Annotated in this window: 18 protein-coding genes; 14 read left to right on the forward strand and 4 right to left on the reverse strand. The window is 62.6% G+C overall.

From position 1 onward, the window contains the following. The first annotated feature begins 166 nt into the window (after positions 1–166). Positions 167–931, forward strand: a complete 765-nt coding sequence (locus VMF11_08260; GenBank protein ID HTU70304.1) for a BTAD domain-containing putative transcriptional regulator — start codon at positions 167–169, stop codon at positions 929–931. Continuing rightward, positions 928–1,083, forward strand: coding sequence for a hypothetical protein (locus VMF11_08265; GenBank protein ID HTU70305.1), 156 nt, complete (start codon positions 928–930; stop codon positions 1,081–1,083). The genes VMF11_08260 and VMF11_08265 overlap by 4 nt, the downstream gene beginning before the upstream one ends. Here VMF11_08265 and VMF11_08270 read toward each other — a convergent pair. Then, positions 1,052–4,417 carry an AAA family ATPase gene (locus VMF11_08270; GenBank protein HTU70306.1) on the reverse strand — a complete coding sequence of 1,122 codons (3,366 nt, stop codon included), beginning with the start codon at positions 4,415–4,417 and terminating at the stop codon, positions 1,052–1,054. The two genes, VMF11_08265 and VMF11_08270, sit on opposite strands and share 32 nt — an antisense overlap. A 107-nt stretch (positions 4,418–4,524) precedes the next feature. On the opposite strand from VMF11_08270, the gene VMF11_08275 reads away from it, so the two are divergent. Both VMF11_08275 and VMF11_08280 read left to right on the forward strand, forming a co-directional pair. Beyond that, a complete protein-coding gene (locus VMF11_08275) occupies positions 4,525–4,869 on the forward strand; it encodes a hypothetical protein (GenBank protein HTU70307.1) in 345 nt (114 codons plus the stop codon). Between the two features lie 4 nt (positions 4,870–4,873). Then, positions 4,874–6,922: a sialidase family protein gene (locus VMF11_08280; GenBank protein ID HTU70308.1), complete on the forward strand. Its 2,049-nt coding sequence runs from the start codon at positions 4,874–4,876 to the stop codon at positions 6,920–6,922. A 9-nt stretch (positions 6,923–6,931) separates the two neighbouring features. Here the strand turns inward: VMF11_08280 and VMF11_08285 are convergent, their stop codons facing one another. The 3 genes from VMF11_08285 to VMF11_08295 are packed head-to-tail and all read right to left on the reverse strand — an operon-like array spanning position 6,932 to position 8,841. After that, complete coding sequence (locus tag VMF11_08285; GenBank protein ID HTU70309.1) at positions 6,932–8,002, reverse strand: IS630 family transposase; 1,071 nt, start codon at positions 8,000–8,002, stop codon at positions 6,932–6,934. 55 nt (positions 8,003–8,057) lie between these two features. Continuing rightward, positions 8,058–8,603 (reverse strand): PadR family transcriptional regulator, encoded by a 546-nt coding sequence (locus VMF11_08290; GenBank protein ID HTU70310.1) that lies wholly within the window; start codon positions 8,601–8,603, stop codon positions 8,058–8,060. Between the two features lie 10 nt (positions 8,604–8,613). Next, positions 8,614–8,841 (reverse strand): hypothetical protein, encoded by a 228-nt coding sequence (locus VMF11_08295; GenBank protein HTU70311.1) that lies wholly within the window; start codon positions 8,839–8,841, stop codon positions 8,614–8,616. A gap of 272 nt (positions 8,842–9,113) precedes the next feature. Here VMF11_08295 and hutU point away from each other — a divergent pair, with 272 nt between their 5' ends. The 10 genes from hutU to VMF11_08345 all read left to right on the forward strand — a co-directional run bounded on the left by hutU (position 9,114) and on the right by VMF11_08345 (position 19,893). After that, entirely contained in the window at positions 9,114–10,775 is a 1,662-nt protein-coding gene (hutU, locus tag VMF11_08300; GenBank protein ID HTU70312.1) for a urocanate hydratase, read from the forward strand. 13 nt (positions 10,776–10,788) lie between these two features. Beyond that, positions 10,789–12,006, forward strand: a complete 1,218-nt coding sequence (locus tag VMF11_08305; GenBank protein ID HTU70313.1) for an amidohydrolase family protein — start codon at positions 10,789–10,791, stop codon at positions 12,004–12,006. Positions 12,007–12,023: 17 nt separating this feature from the next. Then, a complete protein-coding gene (locus VMF11_08310) occupies positions 12,024–13,304 on the forward strand; it encodes an amidohydrolase family protein (protein HTU70314.1) in 1,281 nt (426 codons plus the stop codon). After that, a complete protein-coding gene (locus VMF11_08315) occupies positions 13,291–13,707 on the forward strand; it encodes a hypothetical protein (GenBank protein HTU70315.1) in 417 nt (138 codons plus the stop codon). The genes VMF11_08310 and VMF11_08315 overlap by 14 nt, the downstream gene beginning before the upstream one ends. A gap of 88 nt (positions 13,708–13,795) precedes the next feature. Then, on the forward strand, positions 13,796–14,077 hold the full coding sequence (locus VMF11_08320) for an STAS domain-containing protein (protein ID HTU70316.1): 282 nt from the start codon (positions 13,796–13,798) through the stop codon (positions 14,075–14,077). Further along, positions 14,074–14,739: a hypothetical protein gene (locus tag VMF11_08325; protein ID HTU70317.1), complete on the forward strand. Its 666-nt coding sequence runs from the start codon at positions 14,074–14,076 to the stop codon at positions 14,737–14,739. The genes VMF11_08320 and VMF11_08325 overlap by 4 nt, the downstream gene beginning before the upstream one ends. Continuing rightward, positions 14,736–15,356, forward strand: a complete 621-nt coding sequence (locus tag VMF11_08330; GenBank protein ID HTU70318.1) for a TetR/AcrR family transcriptional regulator — start codon at positions 14,736–14,738, stop codon at positions 15,354–15,356. Before VMF11_08325 ends, VMF11_08330 begins: the two co-directional genes overlap by 4 nt. Beyond that, positions 15,356–16,615: an HlyD family secretion protein gene (locus tag VMF11_08335; protein HTU70319.1), complete on the forward strand. Its 1,260-nt coding sequence runs from the start codon at positions 15,356–15,358 to the stop codon at positions 16,613–16,615. Before VMF11_08330 ends, VMF11_08335 begins: the two co-directional genes overlap by 1 nt. A gap of 58 nt (positions 16,616–16,673) precedes the next feature. Then, positions 16,674–18,161, forward strand: a complete 1,488-nt coding sequence (locus VMF11_08340) for a DHA2 family efflux MFS transporter permease subunit (protein ID HTU70320.1) — start codon at positions 16,674–16,676, stop codon at positions 18,159–18,161. A gap of 10 nt (positions 18,162–18,171) precedes the next feature. Further along, positions 18,172–19,893, forward strand: a complete 1,722-nt coding sequence (locus VMF11_08345) for a TolC family protein (GenBank protein HTU70321.1) — start codon at positions 18,172–18,174, stop codon at positions 19,891–19,893. Positions 19,894–20,037 lie beyond the last annotated feature (144 nt).

A 20,037-nucleotide genomic window follows, 5' to 3' on the forward strand; every position in this document is an offset into this window, starting at 1 on the left:
AGCGCGTTAGGTAACAGGCACGGTCCATGCCAGGACCCTACGGAAGCGACTGTTAGCGGCCCTCTTTGGCCCACCAGCCTCGCTCAGAATCGTCGGACGCTTTTCGGACTCGCCCGGGCCTATCCTAACGAACGGAAGCAACCCTTCGAATGGAGGCCTTAAAAACATGAGCGCAACGACCCCTCGGGAAACGCGGTCCCTCCAGATCACGCTTCTGGGAAATCAGCGTACCGCAATCGACAACGCGCGGGTGGAATCGCGACTCTCCTCGCGAGCGTTCTTGGTGCTCGCCGCACTCGCCGTTCGCGGCGGCGATGCCATCAACCGCGAGGAACTCGCCTTTACCCTTTGGCCCGATCTATCCGAAAACGAGGCGCGCGCGACGCTTCGCCGCCAGCTCTACGTGATCGATCAGGCTCTCGGCGCCGGCGAGCGTTCCGTATTCGCCCGCAAAGCCAGGATCGTTTCGTGGGCCGAACACCTCGAAGTGTTCGTCGATGCTTCGGAATTCAACCGGCTCTGCGGACGCGAGGACGGTCTCGAGGAGGCCGCCGCCCTGTACGGCGGCGATTTCGCACCCTACCTCGATCACGAGTGGGTTCTCTCAGTCCGCGACCGGCTCCGCCGCCAAATGTGCGGCGTCTTGGATCGGCTGATCGCGCAATCTCGAATCCGCAACGACGTACACCGGCGGCAGCATTACATCGAACGCCTGTTGAGCGTCGATCCGTGGCGGGAAGACGCGGTGCGCGAACTGATGATCTTGCGATATCTGTGCGGCGACCGCGCCGGCGCGCTGCGTTACTATCAAGCCTTTGCTGCGAACCTGCGCGCGGAGTTCGGCGTCGAGCCGATGCCGGAAACGGCGAAGTGCTTCCAATCGATCTTCAACGGATCGCAGCTTTGCCAAACAGCGGAGGCAGCGGGATGAAAGGCATATTGGTGTTCAAGAACGTCGCCGACGCGCTTGCCGAAGGATTCACGATCTACGACGCGCCGCGCGGCGACTACCTCATCGTCTCGAAAGAGACGGCTGGTGGACGCGCTTTCGCTATCGCTTTGCGCGAGTCGTGCTGCGCGTAGGCGGCCTGCGCTCCAACCGCTCCGCGTCGCGGCGGTTATGCATACCGCGATGGATCTCGAGCGCTTCGGCGACGCGCCCGGCTTGCTCGAGTGCGAGCGCGTAGAAATAGCGAACCTCGCAATCTGCGAGAATCGCACATGCCTCGCTTGCAAAGCCCACAGCATTTGCTTGCTCAAAGCGCGATGCAGCAATCGCTTCGAAGAGAGCAAGAACGCCGCGACCGAACACGTTGTCGCGCTGATTTCCCCACGCCGCCAACACCGTCCGGGCCGCGGCAACGTTGTCAGCCGCGCCGTGAGACGCGATCAGGAACGCCGGTTGCAGGACGACGATGCCGCATCCGGCGCCGGCAACCAGCCGGTGAATCAGCTCTGTGGCTCGGCCTATCTCCCCGATCGACACATAGTATTCGATGAAAGCGGTCCAGATGGGGCTGGTGAACAACGCGTCACCGGATGCCAGCGCAGCGTTCAGCGCATCGACCGAAGCAACCCGTGCGAGCAGTGCGTCATCTTGCTGGCGCAAAGCAATAGGAATGCCGGCACCAGCGATCAGCATCGCAGCGTGTGGGTCACCTCTTCCAACCTCGATCGCTTGATCGAGCAGGCTTCGAGCCACATCGACGTCATCAGCGAACATGTGCATGTAGGCCGTGGAGGCGAGCGCGTACGACTCGTAGATGGAATTGAGCGCTCTGCGGCCGTTTTCGATGGCCAGATGGTACGTACTAATTGAAGCTTGCATTTTGCCAAACCATGCGCTGATTGCGGCGTGGTTGTGATAAAGATCGCGAAGCACCGCAGGATCGCTCTCGCCCCGTAAAATCGAGCGCGCAGCCTCGACGTTCGCAAATGCCCTGGGACGCCGGCCGAGTTCTGCTTGAGCCACAGCGAGGAAGAGCAATCGCCGTGCTTGCAGTCGCAACGACCCCGCCGTCAGCGCCGATCGCGGCATCTTCCTCAGATAGCGGATAGCGTCGACCGGCTCGCCGCGCATAAACGATATCCGCGCCAGGTACAGCGATGCTTCGGCGCTCAGGCGCGCTTCGCCGCGTGCGCTGCTCTGTTCGAGTGCTCGCTGCGCCCATGTGAGGGCCGTCCCGGGTTCCACTCCGTACCCTGAAGCAACAGACATCTTCAAATACAGTTCGGCAAGACGCCCTTGGTCTGAAATCTCGTAATGTGCGATAGCACGGTTCAAGCACTCCTTCGCTCGCGCGAGGTCGCCGCCAGCAAGGTATGCGCTCGCGAGCTTGTCGTCCAGCGTCGCGGTCTTATCGTCGGATAGCGCGAACTCACGCGCTCGTGAATAATTCTGCACTGCATCGCGGTGCGCGAAGAGCTGCATCGCCTGATCGCCGGCGAGTTCGAAGTAATGGCCGGCTTTTTCCAACTCGTTCGCTCGCAGCCAATGCGCTGCCAGCTCGCTCGCACTGATCGATGCGAGCGTTGCGGACTCGAGCACGATCGCTGCCGCCCGGTGTAAGATGCGCGCCTCTTCCGGCAAGAGCTCGGCGTACAAGACTTCTTGGGTCAACGCATGGCGAAATTCGTAACTTCCGCGCGATTCGCGCAGTGGAATAACGAGTTGCCGGTCACGCGCCCGACGCAAGGTCGACGCGACGTGCTTTGGGTCCGTTTCGCTAACCGCCGCAAGAAACTCGCTATTGAACGAGCGTCCGAAAACCGCAGCCTGCGTCAGCAGCGTGCGATCGCCATCATCGAATTCGTCGAAACGCTCCAAGACAGCGGCCTTGAGTGTCGCCGGCAAAGTCTCGATAGGATCAGCGGCCGGCCCTCTGCCGCTTGCCGCGTAACCAATCAGCTCATCGGCAAAGAGCGGATTGCCCTCGGCGAGCAGGATGATGCGATCCGCGATTTCCCGGCTGGGCAAAGTTTCGCCGATCGCCTGATCGATCATCGAGCGAACTTCGGTGTCGGTGAGGGGCTCGAGCGCAAGTTCTGCGACCTGTTCCATGCGCCTCAAGGCCCCGATCAACGTTGCCACCGGCTGCTGATACGTAACCGCATCCGACCGGTAGGACAAGGCAATAATGACGCGCGCGCGTTCGATCGCGCCGACGACGTAGCGAAGACACTCGAGTGTGGAGAGGTCCGCCCATTGAATGTCCTCGATAGCAATCACGAGCGGTTGCGCCGCCGAAAGCGTTTGAATGGCTAGCGCGATCATATGAAACTGCGAACGCTGATCGGTTACGAGGGATTTTGTCGCATGCGAGCGGGCGCGAGGATCGTCCAAAAAGAACGAAAGCTCCTCTTTCAAGCGCGGAGCCGCGTGAAATGCATCCGGCAGCGCCTCGCTCAGGAGGGCAAGGGCGTCGCGTAGCGGTGCGAGCGGCGAGCGCGTGTATCGGAAGCACGTCGTCGTTATTGTCTCGAATCCGTCGGCCTTCGCGTCAGTCAGGATCGTTTTCAACAGCGACGATTTCCCGATACCGGACATCCCGCTGATCAACAACGCTCCGCCGCTGCCGCCGGCGGAACGCCGGCAGGCGTCGCGGGCAACTTCCAGCTCAACGTCACGGTCGACGAAGTGCGTGCGCCGCTGCGGAACGACCAGCGGTGAAACCGCAGCCGGCTGACGTGGCGACTCGGGCAGTCGGGTTATCGCCTCGAACACAGCGGCCGTCTCGCGGTCCGGCGTCACGCCGAGTTCCGCACGCAAGAGCAGCTCGAATTTCCGGTAATCTTGAATAGCGCCGGCGCGGTCGCCGGTCTCCACGCGGGCTCGCAGTAGCTCACGAATCGCTTCCTCCTGCAGTGGGTCGCGGCGAAGCAATTCCTGGGCCAGCGCAATGGCCTCTCGCGGACGCCCCGCAGACTGGTACCGCTGGAGGGCGCTTAGAGCTGCTGCTACGTACATCTCGCGAAACCGGTCGCGCAGCGGGGCGAGCCATTCTTCGTCGAGATCGGCCAGCAAATCGCCGGAGTAGAGGCGGAGAGTGTCAGAGTCCGCCTCACCCGTCACGCACGCGTCCTCGAACGTGCCGGCGTCGACCCAGGCCGGAGCCTGCGGGTTCCATTGGATGCTCTTCATCCCGCTGAGAATCCAAGGAATCTGCGCAGAGGGAAGCGCGCGCGTCAGCAGATGGACGTGCCGCCGAAGATTCGCCCGCGCGGCCGTCTCCAGTTCATCTGTCCACAGGTCGAAGGCAACGGCGTCGCGCGAAAGCGCGACAGCGCGATTGAGCAGGAGGTAGGCCAGAAGCGCCTGCGTCTTCCGAGGCGCAGCGAAGCGAACTTCGTGTCCACCAAAGGAAATACGCAGCGCCTTGAAAAGATGAACACGCAGCGTGTCATCGGGTGATTTCATATCTGACGCGCCTGTTCCAGTCTTTGCGTGGTTGCATCATAGCCTCCCCAGGAACCATCGTCAATTCCTAAGCGAACATTTGTTTGCTTTCTGAAAGCGAGGCGATTATGAAGACGGACACCAAGTATTTGAATATTTCTAAGGCGCCGAATAGTGTCAGGAACGCAAAGAGGCTTTGCGAAGACCTCAACGACCGCGGAACATCCGAGAACAAACTGCTAAGAGCTGCGCTGCGCAAGATCGGCGCGAAACGCATGGTGTTCGCGGTGCTCGAACTCGGGCCTGACGCCGAGATGGCTATTACGATTCACGCCGACGACGTGGACCAGGTGGTCAGCAACTTCAAAGGAGCCACCGACAAAGAAACGCTCGAATTTCGCGATCTTCTCAACGGAGTGCTCGCGACCCAGATACAAAACGATCCTTGCCCGGACCGTAAGCTAGAACCCTAATCCCGTGCGCTGGCAGCAAGTCGGCCCGTCAGCGACCACCGGCGGCAAGACCTTCGCCGGCGAAAAGCGCGTCAACGTTACCGGGAGAGTGACGGCGATCGTCGTGAAAGGCGATGACGCAAACACTCTTTTCGTGGGCACCGCGCGCGGCGGCGTCTGGCGATCGAAAGACCGTGGCGCCACGTGGGAGCCCACGAGCGACGGTCACACATCGCTTGCAATCGGAGCGCTGGCCGCAGCCCCATCGGACCCGCACACCCTCTACGCGGGAACCGGCGAAGGCAACCTGTGCGTCTCCTGTCAGCTCGCCACAAAGGGCGCGAACGACTCATTTGTCCGGCCGGAAAGTCTTTACGGGAACGGACTGCTCGTAAGCCGTGACGCGGGTGATACGTGGACCGAATACGCCGCTGATGTCTTCACCCGCGGCGCGTTCTTTAGGCTCGCGGTCGACCCCGATAACTCCGCGCTCGTCTATGCGGCGAGCACGCTGGGCATTCACCGCTCCAGCGACGGCGGAGAGACATGGCTGCCGATGGGCGGACTGCCCGACATTTCAACGACGACTCCGGCCGCGACGGATATTCTCATCGATCCCGACGATTCGCACACGCTGTACGCTGCTTTTTGGACCAACGGAATCTACCGAACGACGAACGCGTATGACGACGCGCCGCAATGGGAATGCATCCTCGGGCCAGGCGCTGTGCGCGGTGGTTTCGGCCGGATTGCGCTTGCAGCCACGCCGCGCCAGGATCGGTTGTGGTGCCTGCTCGCCGATTCCGAGGGCGGGAACGTCGCGGCACTCCTGCATACGCCGAAGGCGAGTCCCGGCACGTGGACGTCGGTGCTACCGAAGGCGATGCCTTTTCTCGAAGATTTCGCATACTATTGCCTTGTCCTCGCCCCAGATCCGAGAGATCCCAACACGATCTATGCGGGCGCGGTAAACCTACGCAGCTTCTCGTTTGACCCGGCGCATAATACGTGGACATCCGGTGACATCGGAAACGACTTGCACGAGGATCACCACGCGGTTGTCTTCGACCCACATGACCAGCGCACGATCTATTTCGGAAACGACGGCGGAATCTTTCGCTCGACGGACGGCGGAAAGACGACCAATGATTCTATCAACAAGGGGCTGTGTACGTTGGAAGTCACGTCGGTTGCGCGCTTTCCAAAGGCGCAGACGATCATTCTCGGCACACATGACAACGGCGCGCAACTGCTGCAAGGGGTGACTGCCAACGCGGTCGGCGACGGCGACTTCGGAGCCGTAGCCGTCGATCCGTACGACGCCCAACTCGCTTACGTAGTCTTGGACGTACCGTACAAGTCTACGAATGCGGGTGTTGCCTGGGATTCGTTCGTCGCCCTAAAAGACGGGCTCAAAGGGAAAACGGCTTTCTACCCGCCGTTCGATATCGATCCAACAAACTCGAACAACATCGCGTTCGGCGCTGCACCATTTGTCAATGTCGATCCCGCGAAGGGCGCAAATTCGTGGCCAACGAACATCGAGCTTGACGGTATCACGGGCGACATCACTGCGCTCACGTTCGTGAACTCGAATTTGATTCTCGTCGGCACCTCGGCGTGCGAAGTGTACTACGTGAACCAGAATGCCGGTAAGTGGGACGCGCTCGCGGTTTCCCCGCCGCTGAATCCGGTGTCAAATTGGGTTTGCGACATCAAGCCGCTCACGCCGGACGGAAGTTCGTTCATCATCGCGCTTTCCGGATACGACACTCCGCACGTATGGCGCGCAGATATCACGCCGCCGCCGGTAACGGCGAAATGGAGCAATATCAGCGGCGTTGGTCCCGGAGCTTTGCCGAACTCTCCCGCCACCGCCCTTGCCGTCGATGGTCGAACCATCTTTGCCGGAACGGACTTGGGCATCTACACGACCACGGACGGCGGAGCGACCTGGTCGCGCAATTCCGACGGGTTACCGAACGCCGGAATCAACCAGTTGCTGCTCGATGAAGCGAACCATGTCATACTCGCCGCAACGAACGGCCGCGGAATCTGGCAGCTGCCGATCTAGTGTTGTGTCTCACGAGTTGCGCGAATAACCGCGAGTGATTTTGTCGAAGATGGTGTCGGCGGTCGCGGTCCAGACAAATGGCTTGGCTTTGGCGTTGTGAGCGTTGAGATATTCCATAATGGCTCGTTCAAGTGCCGCGACGCTCGTGAACGTTCCACGACGAATCCGGCGTCTCGTGATCTCCCCGAAGAATCGCTCGACTTGGTTGAGCCAACTGGCGCTCGTCGGTGTGAAATGGAGTTCAAAACGGGGATGTGCGGCAAACCAGCGACGAACCGCCGGCGTCTTATGGGTTCCGTAGTTATCGAGTACGAGATGCACGGTCAGCGCTTTGGGAACTTCCGCATCGATGCGTCGCAGAAATCGCAGAAACTCTTGATGCCGGTGACGGCGATGACAAGCCCCGATGATCTTTCCGGTCGCGACATTGAGCGCGGCAAATAACGATGTCACGCCGTGTCGCGTGTAGTCATGCGTCTGCCGTTCTGGCACGCCGGGTCGCATCGGAAAGATCGGCTGCGTTCGGTCCAACGCCTGCACTTGAGATTTCTCGTCAACGCACAGAACGATCGCGCGTTCAGGCGGCGCCATGTACAGTCCAACAACGTCACGAACTTTCTCTACGAAGAGCGGATCCGTAGAAAGCTTGAACGTTTCGACGCGATGCGGCTGCAGTCCGAACGTCTGCCAAATTCGATGAATCGCGGCGCGGGAAAGGCCGGTCTCCGCGGCCATCTCGCGCACGCTCCAATGCGTCGCACCCTTTGGGCGAGCCGTGAGTGTTTTCCGGACGACCTCATCGACCCGGTCATCGGTGATTTGGCGCGGAGGGCCCGAGCGAGGAGCATCGCTCAGCCCTTGGAGGCGATCGAGGCGGAAGCGCTCTCGCCACTTACAGACTGCCTGCTTGCTCGTCCCGACGCGTTCGGCGACAACGTCGTTCGGCAAACCACGATCGCATTGCAGCAAGATGCGCGCTCGATGCGCCAGGCGTTGCGATGTCTTCGGCCGACGCGCCCAGCTCTGCAATGTCGCGCGCTCTGCATCCGTCATGTTCAGATCACGAAGAGGACGACCCATGATGTAACTCTAACACGATGTGCAGAATTATTCAACTAATTTACGAGACACTACACTAGATGTGGTCGGCGAGAATATCGAAGAGTTCGCGGCGGGCTCGATCGAGTACCTCGATCGCCTTCTTGTAGAGTTCGATGTTGCCGCTCTTCGCGATGCGTTTGGCGGCGTCTTTGATGCCGTGCACTTGCCGCATCGCTTCAGCGACCGTCGCGTAGAACGCCGGGTCGCCCCACGGCATGCCTTCTTCGCCGGCGGGTTCGCGTTGCGCGTAGAGCTCGCGCCCTTTATCGGTGATTTCGTACGTGCGCTTGCCGTCGCGCTCTTGACTGCGCACGAAGTCGCCGTCCTCGAGCATCTGCAACGCGGGGTAGATCGATCCGGGACTGGGACGCAGCCCGCGCTTGCTCTCGATCGTGAGCATGATGTCATACCCGTGACGCGGTCCCTCGAGCAGCGCTTCGAGGATCTCATACTTGAGATCGCCGCGTCCGCGGCCGCCCCAGCCGCCGCCGAATCCGCGGCGTCCGCGCCGGCCCGGGCCGAAGCCCATACCAAAGTGGCCTTCGAAGCCTTCGCGTCCGGGTCTGAAATGGAAGTTCATAAACATTGTCCTATGCGGTGGCGGCGTACGCCAAATAGACCGAGCCGCGCTCCGCGAGTGTGTAGGGAGATTCCCCGTCGTCGGCGCGCTCCACGAACCCAAATCGCTCGAGCAGCCGTAGATAGCTATCGACGAGGGACGGGGTGACGGGGCGTCCGGTGCGGTCGGAAACGGCACCGACGAGTTCGGGCAACGTAGCCGGTCCGTTCCAGAGGGTTGCCAAGATGGCGTAGTCCATGGGAGGGTCCTTTCGAGTATGTCGTCGTGCTTACGAGTAATTTACTCGATATATCGAATAACTGCAAGACCCCCTGACCACCTAAGGCCGGACGGCGTGGAATGGGCTGGATCGCTCTTGTGAGCGAGGGCTCGAAGTTTTGCGCCATTCGCAGGAGGCGAACTTCCTTTGGGCGTGGCGCAAAACTCGCGCAGCAGGAGCGGCGCAGGAGGCGCCGCGAGGAGCGTCCGAGCCGAGCAAGAGCGATGCGGCCCATTCCATAACATTCCGGTATGGCTACCACGATCTCCGGCCCGCGAATCGTGCGCGCGGCGCGCGGAACCACGTTGACCGCGCAAGGCTGGCCGCAAGAAGCTGCGCTGCGCATGCTCTGCAACAATCTCGATCCGGAAGTGGCCGAACGCCCGAACGATCTCGTGGTCTACGGCGGCAACGGCAAGGCCGCGCGCTCGTGGGCGGCGTTCGATTCGCTGGTGCGAACGCTGCAGCGTCTGAAGAACGACGAGACGATGATCGTGCAGAGCGGCAAACCCGTCGCCGTCTGGCGCACGCATGAACGCGCACCGCGCGTGCTGATCGCAAATTCGAATCTCGTGCCGAAGTGGGCCGATTGGAAAACCTTCCGCGAGTTGGAAGCGCAAGGGCTCACCATGTATGGACAGATGACGGCCGGTTCGTGGATTTATATCGGCACGCAAGGCATCGTGCAAGGGACCTACGAGACCTTTGCGGAGCTCGCGCGGCAGCACTTCGGCGGCAGCTTGCGCGGCCGGGTGTGTTTGACCGCAGGGGTCGGCGGCATGGGCGGCGCGCAGCCGCTCGCGATCACGATGAACGAGGGCGTCGCGCTGCTGGTCGACGTCGATCGCGCGCGTTTGGAACGACGGCGCGAGCTGCGCTATCTCGACGCCGTTGCCGACTCGCGCGAGGCGGCGCTGCGCGAGGTCGAGCGCGCGCGCAAAGCGGGGTCCGCGCTCTCGATCGGCTACGAAGGCAACGCCGCGACCGAATTTTGGGCGCTCTACGATCTTGGATTCAGGCCGGATGCCGTGACCGATCAAACGTCGGCGCACGATCTGATCGACGGATACGTTCCCGAGGGCCTCTCGTTGGATGACGCCGCCGCGCTGCGGAAGAGCGCACCCCAAGAGTACGAACGCCGCGCGCTCGAGAGCTGCGGTAAACACGTCGAGGGAATGGTGCGCTTTCTCGACGCCGGCGCCGTGGTCTTCGATTATGGCAATAACCTGCGCGCGCAGGCACAGCGCGCCGGATACGCGCGCGCGTTCGATTTTCCCGGGTTCGTGCCCGCCTTCATCCGGCCGCTGTTTTGCAAAGGCTCCGGGCCGTTCCGGTTTGCGGCGCTTTCGGGCGATCCGGCGGACATCGCGCGGCTGGATCGCGAACTGCTGGCACTCTTTCCGCACGATGCCGGGTTGCAACGCTGGATCACGCTCGCTCGCGAACGCATTGCGTTTCAAGGCTTGCCGGCCAGGATCTGTTGGCTCGGATACGGAGACCGCGCGAAGGCCGGCGTACGGTTCAACGAGCTCGTGCGTGCAGGCGAGATCAAAGCCCCGATCGTGATCGGACGCGATCATCTCGATACGGGCAGCGTCGCTTCGCCCTATCGGGAAACCGAAGCGATGAGAGACGGAAGTGACGCGATCGCCGACTGGCCGATCCTCAACGCGCTGCTCAACACGGCGGCCGGCGCGCACTGGGTCAGCTTCCATCACGGCGGCGGTGTCGGCATCGGCTACAGTTTGCATGCGGGGATGGTCGTGGTTGCCGACGGGTCGGCCGACGCGCGGGAGCGCCTGCAGACCGTGCTCACGACCGATTGCGGCATGGGCGTCGTGCGCCACGCCGACGCCGGTTACGAACTCGCAATCGAAACGGCCGACGAAAAAGGCATCGATTGGCGCCTCTAAGCCGCGCACTTGCGTGCTGACGCTCGTTCGCGCCAGGACGATCGTTCCATGTGACGGTGACGCCCCTCAAAACGGCGTCACCTTTGCCGATTTGGGGCGCATTGACGACGCGGCGCTGTTGATCGAGGGCGAACGCATCGCCGCCGTCGGTCCGCGCGCGCAGATCGAACGCTCGGTACACGGTGGGGTCGAAGAACTCGATCTGCGCGATTGCGTGATCGTACCGGGCTTCGTCGACGCGCATGCGCATCCGCTCTTCGCCGGCGACCGCGAACCCGACTTTGCCTCGCGCCTGCGCGGCGATACACCGCAGCTCGGCATGCTCTACACGGTCGAGCGCACGCGTGATGCGCTGCTCGATCCCGAATCATTCTACGACGGCGTCGTGCGGCCGCGCCTGCAAACGATGCTCGCGCACGGAACGACGACGCTCGAAACGAAGACCGGCTACGCGCTGCACAAGCCGGGCGAAGACGCACTGCTCGACCTGATCGCCGCGCACCGGGACGATGCCGACGTTCCCGCGATGATCGGTACGTTTTTGGGCGCGCATGCGCTGCCGCCGGAGTTCACCCGAGAAGGGGACTACGTCGACTACTTGATCGACCAGATCGTTCCGACCGCCGCGGCCCACGGAGCCGTCTACGCCGACGCGTTCTGCGAGCCCGGTTTCTTCTCGCCCGATGCGACACGGCGCTATCTGGAAGCGTGTGCGGCGGCGGGCATGCGACTGCGCGTGCATTGCGACGAGATGAGCTTTGGCGCCGCCGCCGAGATGGCGGTTGGCCTCGGGGTCGACGCCGTCGATCATTGCAACTACATCCGCGAGCAGGACGTGCGGGCGATCGCTGAAGCGGGCATCGTCACCGTCGCCTGCCCCGCGACGATCGCATATCTCGGATTGGCAAACCGCACGCCGGTGCGTGCCCTCCTCGAGCGCGGCGGTGACGTCGCGCTCGCCAGCGACTACAATCCCGGCACCTCGCCGTGCTTCAACGTGCAGACGGTTGCGTATTTCGGCCGCGCGCTCTTCGGACTCTCGGCTCCCGAGGCGCTCTACGGCGTGACGCGCGCCCCCGCGCGCTCGCTGCGGCGGAACGCGGGCGTGCTTCGCGCCGGCGGCGCCGCCGACTTCGTGGCGCTTGCGCTCGAATCACCCGACGAATTCGGTTGGCTGTTCGGCGGCAACCTGGCGGCCGCGGTCGTGCATCGCGGCATGCTGATCGAATGAAGCCGGGAGCGAACGAAGTGGTGCGCTGCGCGCGCGCGCTGATCGGTGGAGAGGTTCGCCGCGATTACGCGTTCGTGGTCGACGACGGAACGATCACCTTTGCCGGGGACTACTCGATCGTTCGGGAAAACGCGGGCGATCGTCCGGTACGCGCCTTTCCGCAAGACCGACTCGTCGTCCCCGGTTTCGTGAACGGTCATAGCCACGGGTATCAGATTTTGCTCCGCGGATGGGCCGACGATCGGACGTTCGCACGCTGGCGCAGCGACGCGCTCTATCGCGTGGTTCCGCGGCTGACGCCCGAGGACGTGTATTGGACGTTCGTCGCCGCGTTCTCCGAAATGCTGGCGGCCGGCATAACCACGGTTGCCGAATTCTTCTATCTCAACGGCGGCGGCAACGCTCACGCCGAGGCGGCGATCGCGGCCGCGCAGGAAACCGGAATTCGCCTGGTCCTCGCGCGCACGTGGATGGACGCTCCGTACGCACCGCCGCAGTTTCGGGAGAGCATCGATCTGGCCCAATCGCGCACGCTCGAGTTGATGGAGAAGTATCCGTGGGCCAACGTCTGCGTGGCGCCGCATTCCCTGCACGCGGCCTCACCCGAGATGATTCGCGCGGCAGCGAATTTTGCGCGCTCCTACGACTGCATGATGCACGTTCACGTCGCCGAGGCGGTGTATGAGGGCGAACAAACCTCGGAACGCTTCGGCACGACACCGGTCGGCCTTCTCGACCGGCTCGACGCACTCGACCGGCGCACGATCGCCGTGCATGCGATCTACGTTACCGAGGACGAGAAGCGTTTGCTGGCTGACCGCGGCGCGCGCGTGATTCACAATCCGATGACCAACCAGTATTTGGGTGACGGCATCTGCGACGCGAGCGGACTGCAGGCGCTCGGCGTGCCGATGGGATTGGGCACCGACGCCGACGTGAAGCCGTCGCTGATCGACGAAATGCGCGCGGCCACGCTCCTGCAAAAGATCGCACGAACCGACGGGAGCGCGTTCGGTGCGCGCGCGGCCTTCGATCTCGGAACGGCTCAGGGCGCGCTCGCGCTGGGATTGCAGACCGGCGATCTCGTCTCCGGCAACGCTGCCGACTACGTCGTGCTCGACGCGAGTGCGATCGATCCGTGGACGCCGGAGGTAAATGGGGTAGTCTACCGGGGAGAAGATGCGTGGGTGCAAGCAAGCTTTGTCGGCGGCACGCGCGTCTACACGGGCGAGCCCGCCCCGGCGGCTCGGCTGGCGCGCGAAAAACTCAAGGAGATAAGCGACCGTGTCATTCCATAAATTGCTCATCGCCGCGACGGTCTTGGCGATCGTGCTCGCGGCCTGCTCGCGTGGCAGCCAAAGTGCGAGCGCGACGGCGAGCACCAACGGCATCATGACCAACCAAAGCGTCGAGCCCTCGGGGAGCGCCGCGGCTTATCCGCCCGCCGGAGGGATGAAGGCGAACGGCGAGGCGATGGCGCCCGGCACGTTTGCGACCGTGCCGCCGAAACTCAATTGCGGCACGGCGGCGCCGGTCTGGGCCAATCCCCATTCGCGGGTCTATCACCTCCCGTCCGATCCGCTCTATGGGCGGACCCATCACGGCCACTACATGTGCGTCGCCGACGCGCTGCGTGAGGGGTATCGCTTGGCCAAGCCGCGCCGGCATCATCGGGCGCCGGCTCCGATCCCTTCGGATTAGGGAAAAGACGCGTGCAAGTACCCACTTGCACAACGGGGCCGGGGTGTGGTATCCTGCGTGCAAGTACCCACTTGCACCAAGGAAGATCATGCATCCGCCAACGCTCGTCTACCGGCCCGATACGCTCGACTCCGTGCGCAGCACGATGCTTGCTGCCTTTGCGGACGGCGCGCACCGGGTCGTGCTCGATCTCGACACGCTCACCCGCCTCGATACCGAGGGCGTACGCGGCCTGATCACGCTGCTGCGCCGCTCGCGCGAAGTCGGCGGCGAGCTCGCCCTCAAGGTCACGCGGCCCGAGTTGCTGCGCTCCCTTCAGGTGATGGCGCTCGATCGGCTGTTCCCGATGGTGAGGGATATCGCGGCATGAGCTGGCGTGCTTTGATCCTGGCTGCGCTCGCAGCCGTGCTCTGCGTTTCGTACGCGAGTGCCCAAAGCAGTGCCTCGGCTCCGACGAGCGCGCAAGAGGTGATCGCACGGATGCTCGCACGCGACACATCGCTTGCCTCGTACGAATCGCGCGTGCACGTGAGTTTGCGCATGCTCAACTTCCCGTTCCTGGCGCCGGTGCTCGACGGCACCTACTATTACAAGCGGCCCGACAAATACGAGATCGTCTTCGATCGCGTACCGAGCTACGCCAAGGGTTTCGAGAAGATCTTCAACGACGTCGGCGACCCGCAGAGCTGGTCGAAAGATCAGAACATCGAGTTCAAGGGCCTGCAGCCGCTCGACGGCCATCCCATGTACGTGCTTTGGCTGACGAAGAAGATTCATAGCGACATTCTCGACCACACACTGGTCTACGTCGATCCGCAAAATTACGAGCTGACGCAAATGGAGTGGCATTACACCAGCGGCGGAAGCATCGTCATGACGCAGCAATATCGCGAGCAGGACGGCTATGCGTTCGTCGGGTCGCAGCACGTGACGATCGATATTCCGCACGTACATGCCATAGGCGATTCGCAGTTCGGCCCGTATCAAACCAACGTCGCCGTCAGTAACTCGGTCTTTACGAAAACACCATGATGATAGAAGCACAGAAGCACGCAGCTGCCGATAAAGCCGCACCAGAAGATACGCGCGAACGTATCATCCTTGCCGCGCGCGAGGTCATCAAGCGCAAGGGCAAGCGTGGAGCGACGACGCGTGAGATCGCCGACGTCGCGGGCGTCAACGAAGCCACGCTCTTTCGCCACTTCGGCAACAAGGACGCGCTGATCATCGCGGTCGCCAAGCACTCGTGCCCCGACACCAAACTACGCGAGGTCATCGCCACCCTGCAGGGCCCGGTCGAAGCGGACTTGCTGGTCATCGCGAGATCGATCAACGAGCACATGGAGTCGATGATCGACATGATCCGTTGGTCGCTGGTCGAGACCGACTACGAAAACAGCATCTTTGCCCGCGAGACCTGGCGCCCCCAGACGGCCGTGCGCGCGGCTGTCATCGAGTACATGGCCGCCCAGACGGCCTCCGGTGCCCTCAACGGCAACCCTGCGGACCTGGCGGCGTTTTTCCTAGGTATAGTCTTCGCGCGGGTCATCTCGCGCGAGAAGTTCCCCGACAGCCGGCTCTCCTCGGATCCCGACTACGCACTTTCATTCATCGTCGACGTCTTCCTCAACGGCGTAAGGAGCAAATAATGGACACGCGCGAGGCACAGCAAGGCAGTGCCGGCCAAGCCCACAACGGGCGGAGCGAAAACGCGACCGAACTGAACGGGCGCACCGGTCCGCGCAAGCGGGTGATCTTCGGGGTCCTCGGAGCGATCGTCGTCATCCTCCTCCTGATATGGGGGGTGAAGTGGTTCCTGTACGCACGCGTGCACGAAGGCACCGACGACGCGCGGGTCGACGCCGATCCGGTGGCGGTGACCAGCAAAATCAACGAGCGCATCGACAAGATTCTGGTCGATACGAATGACCCGGTCCACAAGGGCCAGCTTCTGGTCGTACTCGATAATGCGGTCGAGCAGGATCAAGTCCGCAACGCGCGTGCCCAATACGATCTCGCCGTCGCCAACCAGCGCACCAACGTGCAGCAGGGACGGGGCGGCGTCACGCAAGCGCTGGCCCAGACGCAAAGCGATGCGGCTAATGTGCCGGTGGCGCAGGCGGGCGTCGCGCAGGCCGAGGCATCGTTGCGTGCTGCCGACGCGCAAGTGCCCGCGGCGCAGGCTGCGTATCAGCGCGCGCTCGCGGATTTTCGCCGCACGCAGTCGCTCGTTTCGACCGGCGACGTCGCTCGCTCGCAGCTCGATGCCGATCGCGCAACCTATCGCGCGGCCGCTGCGCAGCTTCAAAGCGCCCGCGACAACGTGACCTCGGCCGATGCCAACCTCAACGCCGCCGAGCAAAAAGTCGACGCCGCGCAAGCCTCCGTTGCGGCGGCGCAAGGCGGCGTCACGACGGCGCAAGGCAAACTCGCCCAGTCCTCGGACCCGAGCCAAGTCGAAGCGGCCGCCGCGCAGCTTGCGATCGCCAAGAAGAATCTGGCGTATACGCACATCTATTCGCCGATCGAGGGGTACGTCGGCGAGAAGAGCGCAGAAGTCGGGCAGACCGTTTCGGCCGGATTGACGATCATGACGTTGATTCCGAGCGGTCCGGGCCAGATCTACATCACGGCTAATTACAAAGAAACCCAGATGGGGAACATGCACGTGGGACAGCCGGCCGACATCAACGTCGACGCGTACCCCGGCCATACGTTCCACGGGCACGTCATGTCGATCAATCCGGCTTCGCAGAATACCTACGCGCTGGTACCCGCACAAAACGCGACCGGCAACTTCGTGAAGGTCACGCAACGAATCCCCGTCCGTATCTCGATCGACGACCCCAATCCCAGTCTCCCTCTGCGGCCGGGTATGAGCGTCGAAACCTACGTAAAAGTTCACTAAACGCGTAGAGATCATGGAACCAAGAAACGTAGTCGAACACGGCCTACGTCGGGGAATCGTGAGCGCCGCGGTCATTGCGGCCACGCTCCTCGAAATCATCGACACGACGATCGTCAACGTGGCGCTTCCGAACATTCAAGGCAACTTCGGCGTGCCCGTCGATCAAGGCGCGTGGATCGTGACCGGGTACATCATCGCCAACGTGGTCGTGATTCCGATTACGCCCTGGCTCGCGGCTCGCTTCGGACGCCGGCAATACTTCTTCGCGTCGATCGTGATATTCACGATCGCCTCGCTGATGTGCGGGCTTGCGCCGAGCTTCGGCTCGCTGGTGTTCTGGCGCATCGTCCAAGGGCTGGGGGGCGGCGGTCTCATTTCCACCTCGCAGGCGATTCTGCGCGACACGTACACGCTCTCGGAGCAGGGTAAAGCGCAAGGCATCTTCGCGATGGGCGTCATCGTCGGTCCGGCGCTCGGGCCGGTCCTGGGCGGATGGATCACCGATAATCTCACCTGGCGCTGGGCGTTTTTCATCAACTTGCCCGTCGGGATCGCTGCGGCCACCCTGATTTGGAACTTCTTGCGCAATCCGATCAAACCGCAAGCGAAGAAACTCGATTGGGTCGGCTTGGCGCTGCTCGCGATCGGCCTTGGATCGATGCAATACGTGCTCGACCAAGGGCAGCAGTACGACTGGTTCAGCGATACGAACATCCGGCTCTTCACCGCACTTGCGACCGCGGGAATCGGCGGATTCGTGTGGTGGACGCTGCGTTCGGGCATTCCGGTCGTCGATTTGCACGTGTTGCGGCTGCGTCAAGTCGCGGCCGGGAGCATCCTGGGTGCAGTACTTGGCATCAGCCTCTACGGCTCGATTCTCGTCTTACCGCAATATCTGCAGAACTCGCTCGGCTTCACCGCGACGCTCTCGGGGTTGACGGTCTTCGTGCGGGCGCTCGCCGTCATGACGTTCACGCCGATCACGGCGATGCTCGCGACCCGAGGCATAATCGACGTGCGGCTCTCGACCGCGATCGGCTTCGTCTTGCTCGGCGTCTCGAACTGGCTTCTCGCCGGGGTTACCACGCCAAACTCGGAATTCGGGAGTTTCATTCTCTGCCTGGTCATAAGCGGCATCGGCCTCTCGCAGATCTTCGTGCCGCTCTCGATTGCCGTGCTCGGCGGCGTGCCGGACCGGGAAGTGCCCTCGACCTCGGCATTTTTCAATCTCTCGCGTCAAGTCGGCGGCAGCATCGCGACCGCGATCCTGGTCACGCTCTTGGTGCGCGGAATAACGGTCCACCAAACGGAGCTCGCGGCGACCGTCAACCTCCACAGCGCGCCGACCGCGATCTATCTTCAGCAGAACGGCGGCGAGCATTCGACGTCGGCACTGAATAATCTCGACGGATTGGTGCAAGCGCAGGCGGCGGTGCTCTCATATGCCGATACCTCGCGCTGGACCGCGATTATTACGATCGCGCTCGCGCCGCTGGTCCTGCTACTCAACAAGCCGCGCCTACAAGGTGCAGTCGCGGTCGAATAGGAGCGCTCACGTGAACGTACGTATTCTTTCCTCTCTTGCGCTCGGTGCGATGATCGCTGCGACGCCGCTCGCAGCCGCGTCGGCCAAACCGAGGCTGCCGGCGGCCGCGAGCATTCCGACGCCGGTTCCGACGCCGATCACGCCGCCGGTGCCGACGGTTGCGCCGGGTTACAAGGCGCCGGACATCCCGCCGACCTCGGCCAATATCGTCGGCGTCACTCAGCAGCCCTTCGTGGGGATCTCACTCGAAGACGCGATCGGCATGGCGCTGCTCAAGAACCCCGATCTTTCGGTTGCGGCCGCAAATACGCACGTCGCGAGTTATCAAGTGCGCGAAGCCAAGGGCGCGTACGACGTCCACTTCTTCGTCCAGCCCTCGGTCAAGCACGATACGACGGCGGCCGAGAACGCATTTTTCTCGGGCGGCACCGACTTTCAGCCGATCGTGCAAAATTATCAAACGGCGCAAGCCGGCGTGCAAGGGCAGTCGCCGATCGGAACGCAGTACAACATCAACCTTTCGCAGACCAAAGTGAACGACAACACGTTTATCGATGCGTTCAATCCGTTTTACCTGGCCTCGCTCAACGTCTCGATCACTCAGCCGTTGCTCAAGGGCCTGGCGATGAACGACACCAAACGCCAGCTCGAACTCTCGGTCGTCAACGCGGACGCGACGCAGGCTTCCACGCTCGCCTCGGTTTCGACGACGATCTCGAGCGTCGAGGACGCGTATTGGGATTTGCTGGCAGCTTGGCGCAACGTGGCGATTCAGGAAGACGCACTACGCCAGAGCGTGCTGCAACAGCAGAGCAACGTCCGTCAGGCCAAGCAAGGTGCGGCCGCTCCAATCGACGCGGTGGAGTCCTCGACTCAAGTCGCGATCTATCAGGAGAACGTCTTTACCGCGCTGCAGACCGTCTCGCAACTGCAAAATCAGCTCAAGAGCATGATCGTCACCGACCCGGGCGATCCGATCTGGCGCGCAAATCTGGTCCCCACTTCACCCGCCTTGCAGCTTCCGCCGCCGCCGACGCTTCAATCGCTCCTCGATACGGCGATGAAGAACCGGCCCGAGGTCCGCCAGGCGTTCGACGCGCAACGGCAAGCCAACGTCAACCTCGCGTACGCGAAGAATCAGATGTTGCCGCAGGCCGATCTCCAGTTGACCTACAACGGCAACGGCTTCGCGGGGAACGCGCTGCCGCCGCTCGGCGGTGTTTTCGGCACGGCGACCCCGCCGCCGTACTACGGCGGTACGTTCCCGCAAGCGTACGGCAACATTGGCCGCTTCCCGACATACAGCGCCGGGATCCAGATCTCATACCCGATCGGGAACAACACCGCGAAGGGCGCGCTCGCGGTCGCGAACGAACAGGAACGCATCGCGAAGATCCAATCGATGAGCACGGCCGAGCGCATCCAATACGAAGTGCGCAACGCCGTCCAAAACTACCAGGCCGCGCTCGCCCAGCTCTTTGCGGCGCGGCAAGCGCGGGAAACGGCCGAACAAGTGCTGGCGAGCGAGATTCGCAAGTACCGCAACGGCGAGTCGACGACGTTTCTGGTCGACCAGCGCCAGATCACGTTCGTGCAAAACGAGGGGCTCGAACTCCAAGCGCAGACCTCGCTCAACAAAGCCGTCGTCGAGCTGCAACGCGTCGACGGCTCGATTCTCAGCCGGAACGGCGTCTCGCTGAATACGCTCGGAACGGGAGCGATCACACCGTGATCGCTCACTGATCCGCCTCAACTCCCGCGCGCACTGGTTGCTTTACGGCGTCGCGTCGGCTCGGAGGGGCCTTGCTCCGCTCGCTTTTGCTTGTTACGTTCGCTTCGCAAGGCCCGCTCCGACCGCCGCATCACGCCAAGACGA

The organism is Candidatus Baltobacteraceae bacterium (assembly GCA_035502855.1).
Taxonomy (GTDB): Bacteria; Vulcanimicrobiota; Vulcanimicrobiia; order Vulcanimicrobiales; family Vulcanimicrobiaceae; genus Aquilonibacter.

Bases quoted from the DNA above. Each gene is read 5' to 3' on its own strand.
- VMF11_08260 (HTU70304.1), top strand. From the start codon at position 167: ATGAGCGCAACGACCCCTCGGGAAACGCGGTCCCTCCAGATCACGCTT.
- VMF11_08265 (HTU70305.1), top strand. From the start codon at position 928: ATGAAAGGCATATTGGTGTTCAAGAACGTCGCCGACGCGCTTGCCGAA.
- VMF11_08270 (HTU70306.1), bottom strand. From the start codon at position 4,417: ATGAAATCACCCGATGACACGCTGCGTGTTCATCTTTTCAAGGCGCTG.
- VMF11_08275 (HTU70307.1), top strand. From the start codon at position 4,525: ATGAAGACGGACACCAAGTATTTGAATATTTCTAAGGCGCCGAATAGT.
- VMF11_08285 (HTU70309.1), bottom strand. From the start codon at position 8,002: ATGGGTCGTCCTCTTCGTGATCTGAACATGACGGATGCAGAGCGCGCG.
- VMF11_08290 (HTU70310.1), bottom strand. From the start codon at position 8,603: ATGAACTTCCATTTCAGACCCGGACGCGAAGGCTTCGAAGGCCACTTT.
- VMF11_08295 (HTU70311.1), bottom strand. From the start codon at position 8,841: ATGGACTACGCCATCTTGGCAACCCTCTGGAACGGACCGGCTACGTTG.
- hutU (HTU70312.1), top strand. From the start codon at position 9,114: ATGGCTACCACGATCTCCGGCCCGCGAATCGTGCGCGCGGCGCGCGGA.
- VMF11_08320 (HTU70316.1), top strand. From the start codon at position 13,796: ATGCATCCGCCAACGCTCGTCTACCGGCCCGATACGCTCGACTCCGTG.
- VMF11_08325 (HTU70317.1), top strand. From the start codon at position 14,074: ATGAGCTGGCGTGCTTTGATCCTGGCTGCGCTCGCAGCCGTGCTCTGC.
- VMF11_08330 (HTU70318.1), top strand. From the start codon at position 14,736: ATGATGATAGAAGCACAGAAGCACGCAGCTGCCGATAAAGCCGCACCA.
- VMF11_08335 (HTU70319.1), top strand. From the start codon at position 15,356: ATGGACACGCGCGAGGCACAGCAAGGCAGTGCCGGCCAAGCCCACAAC.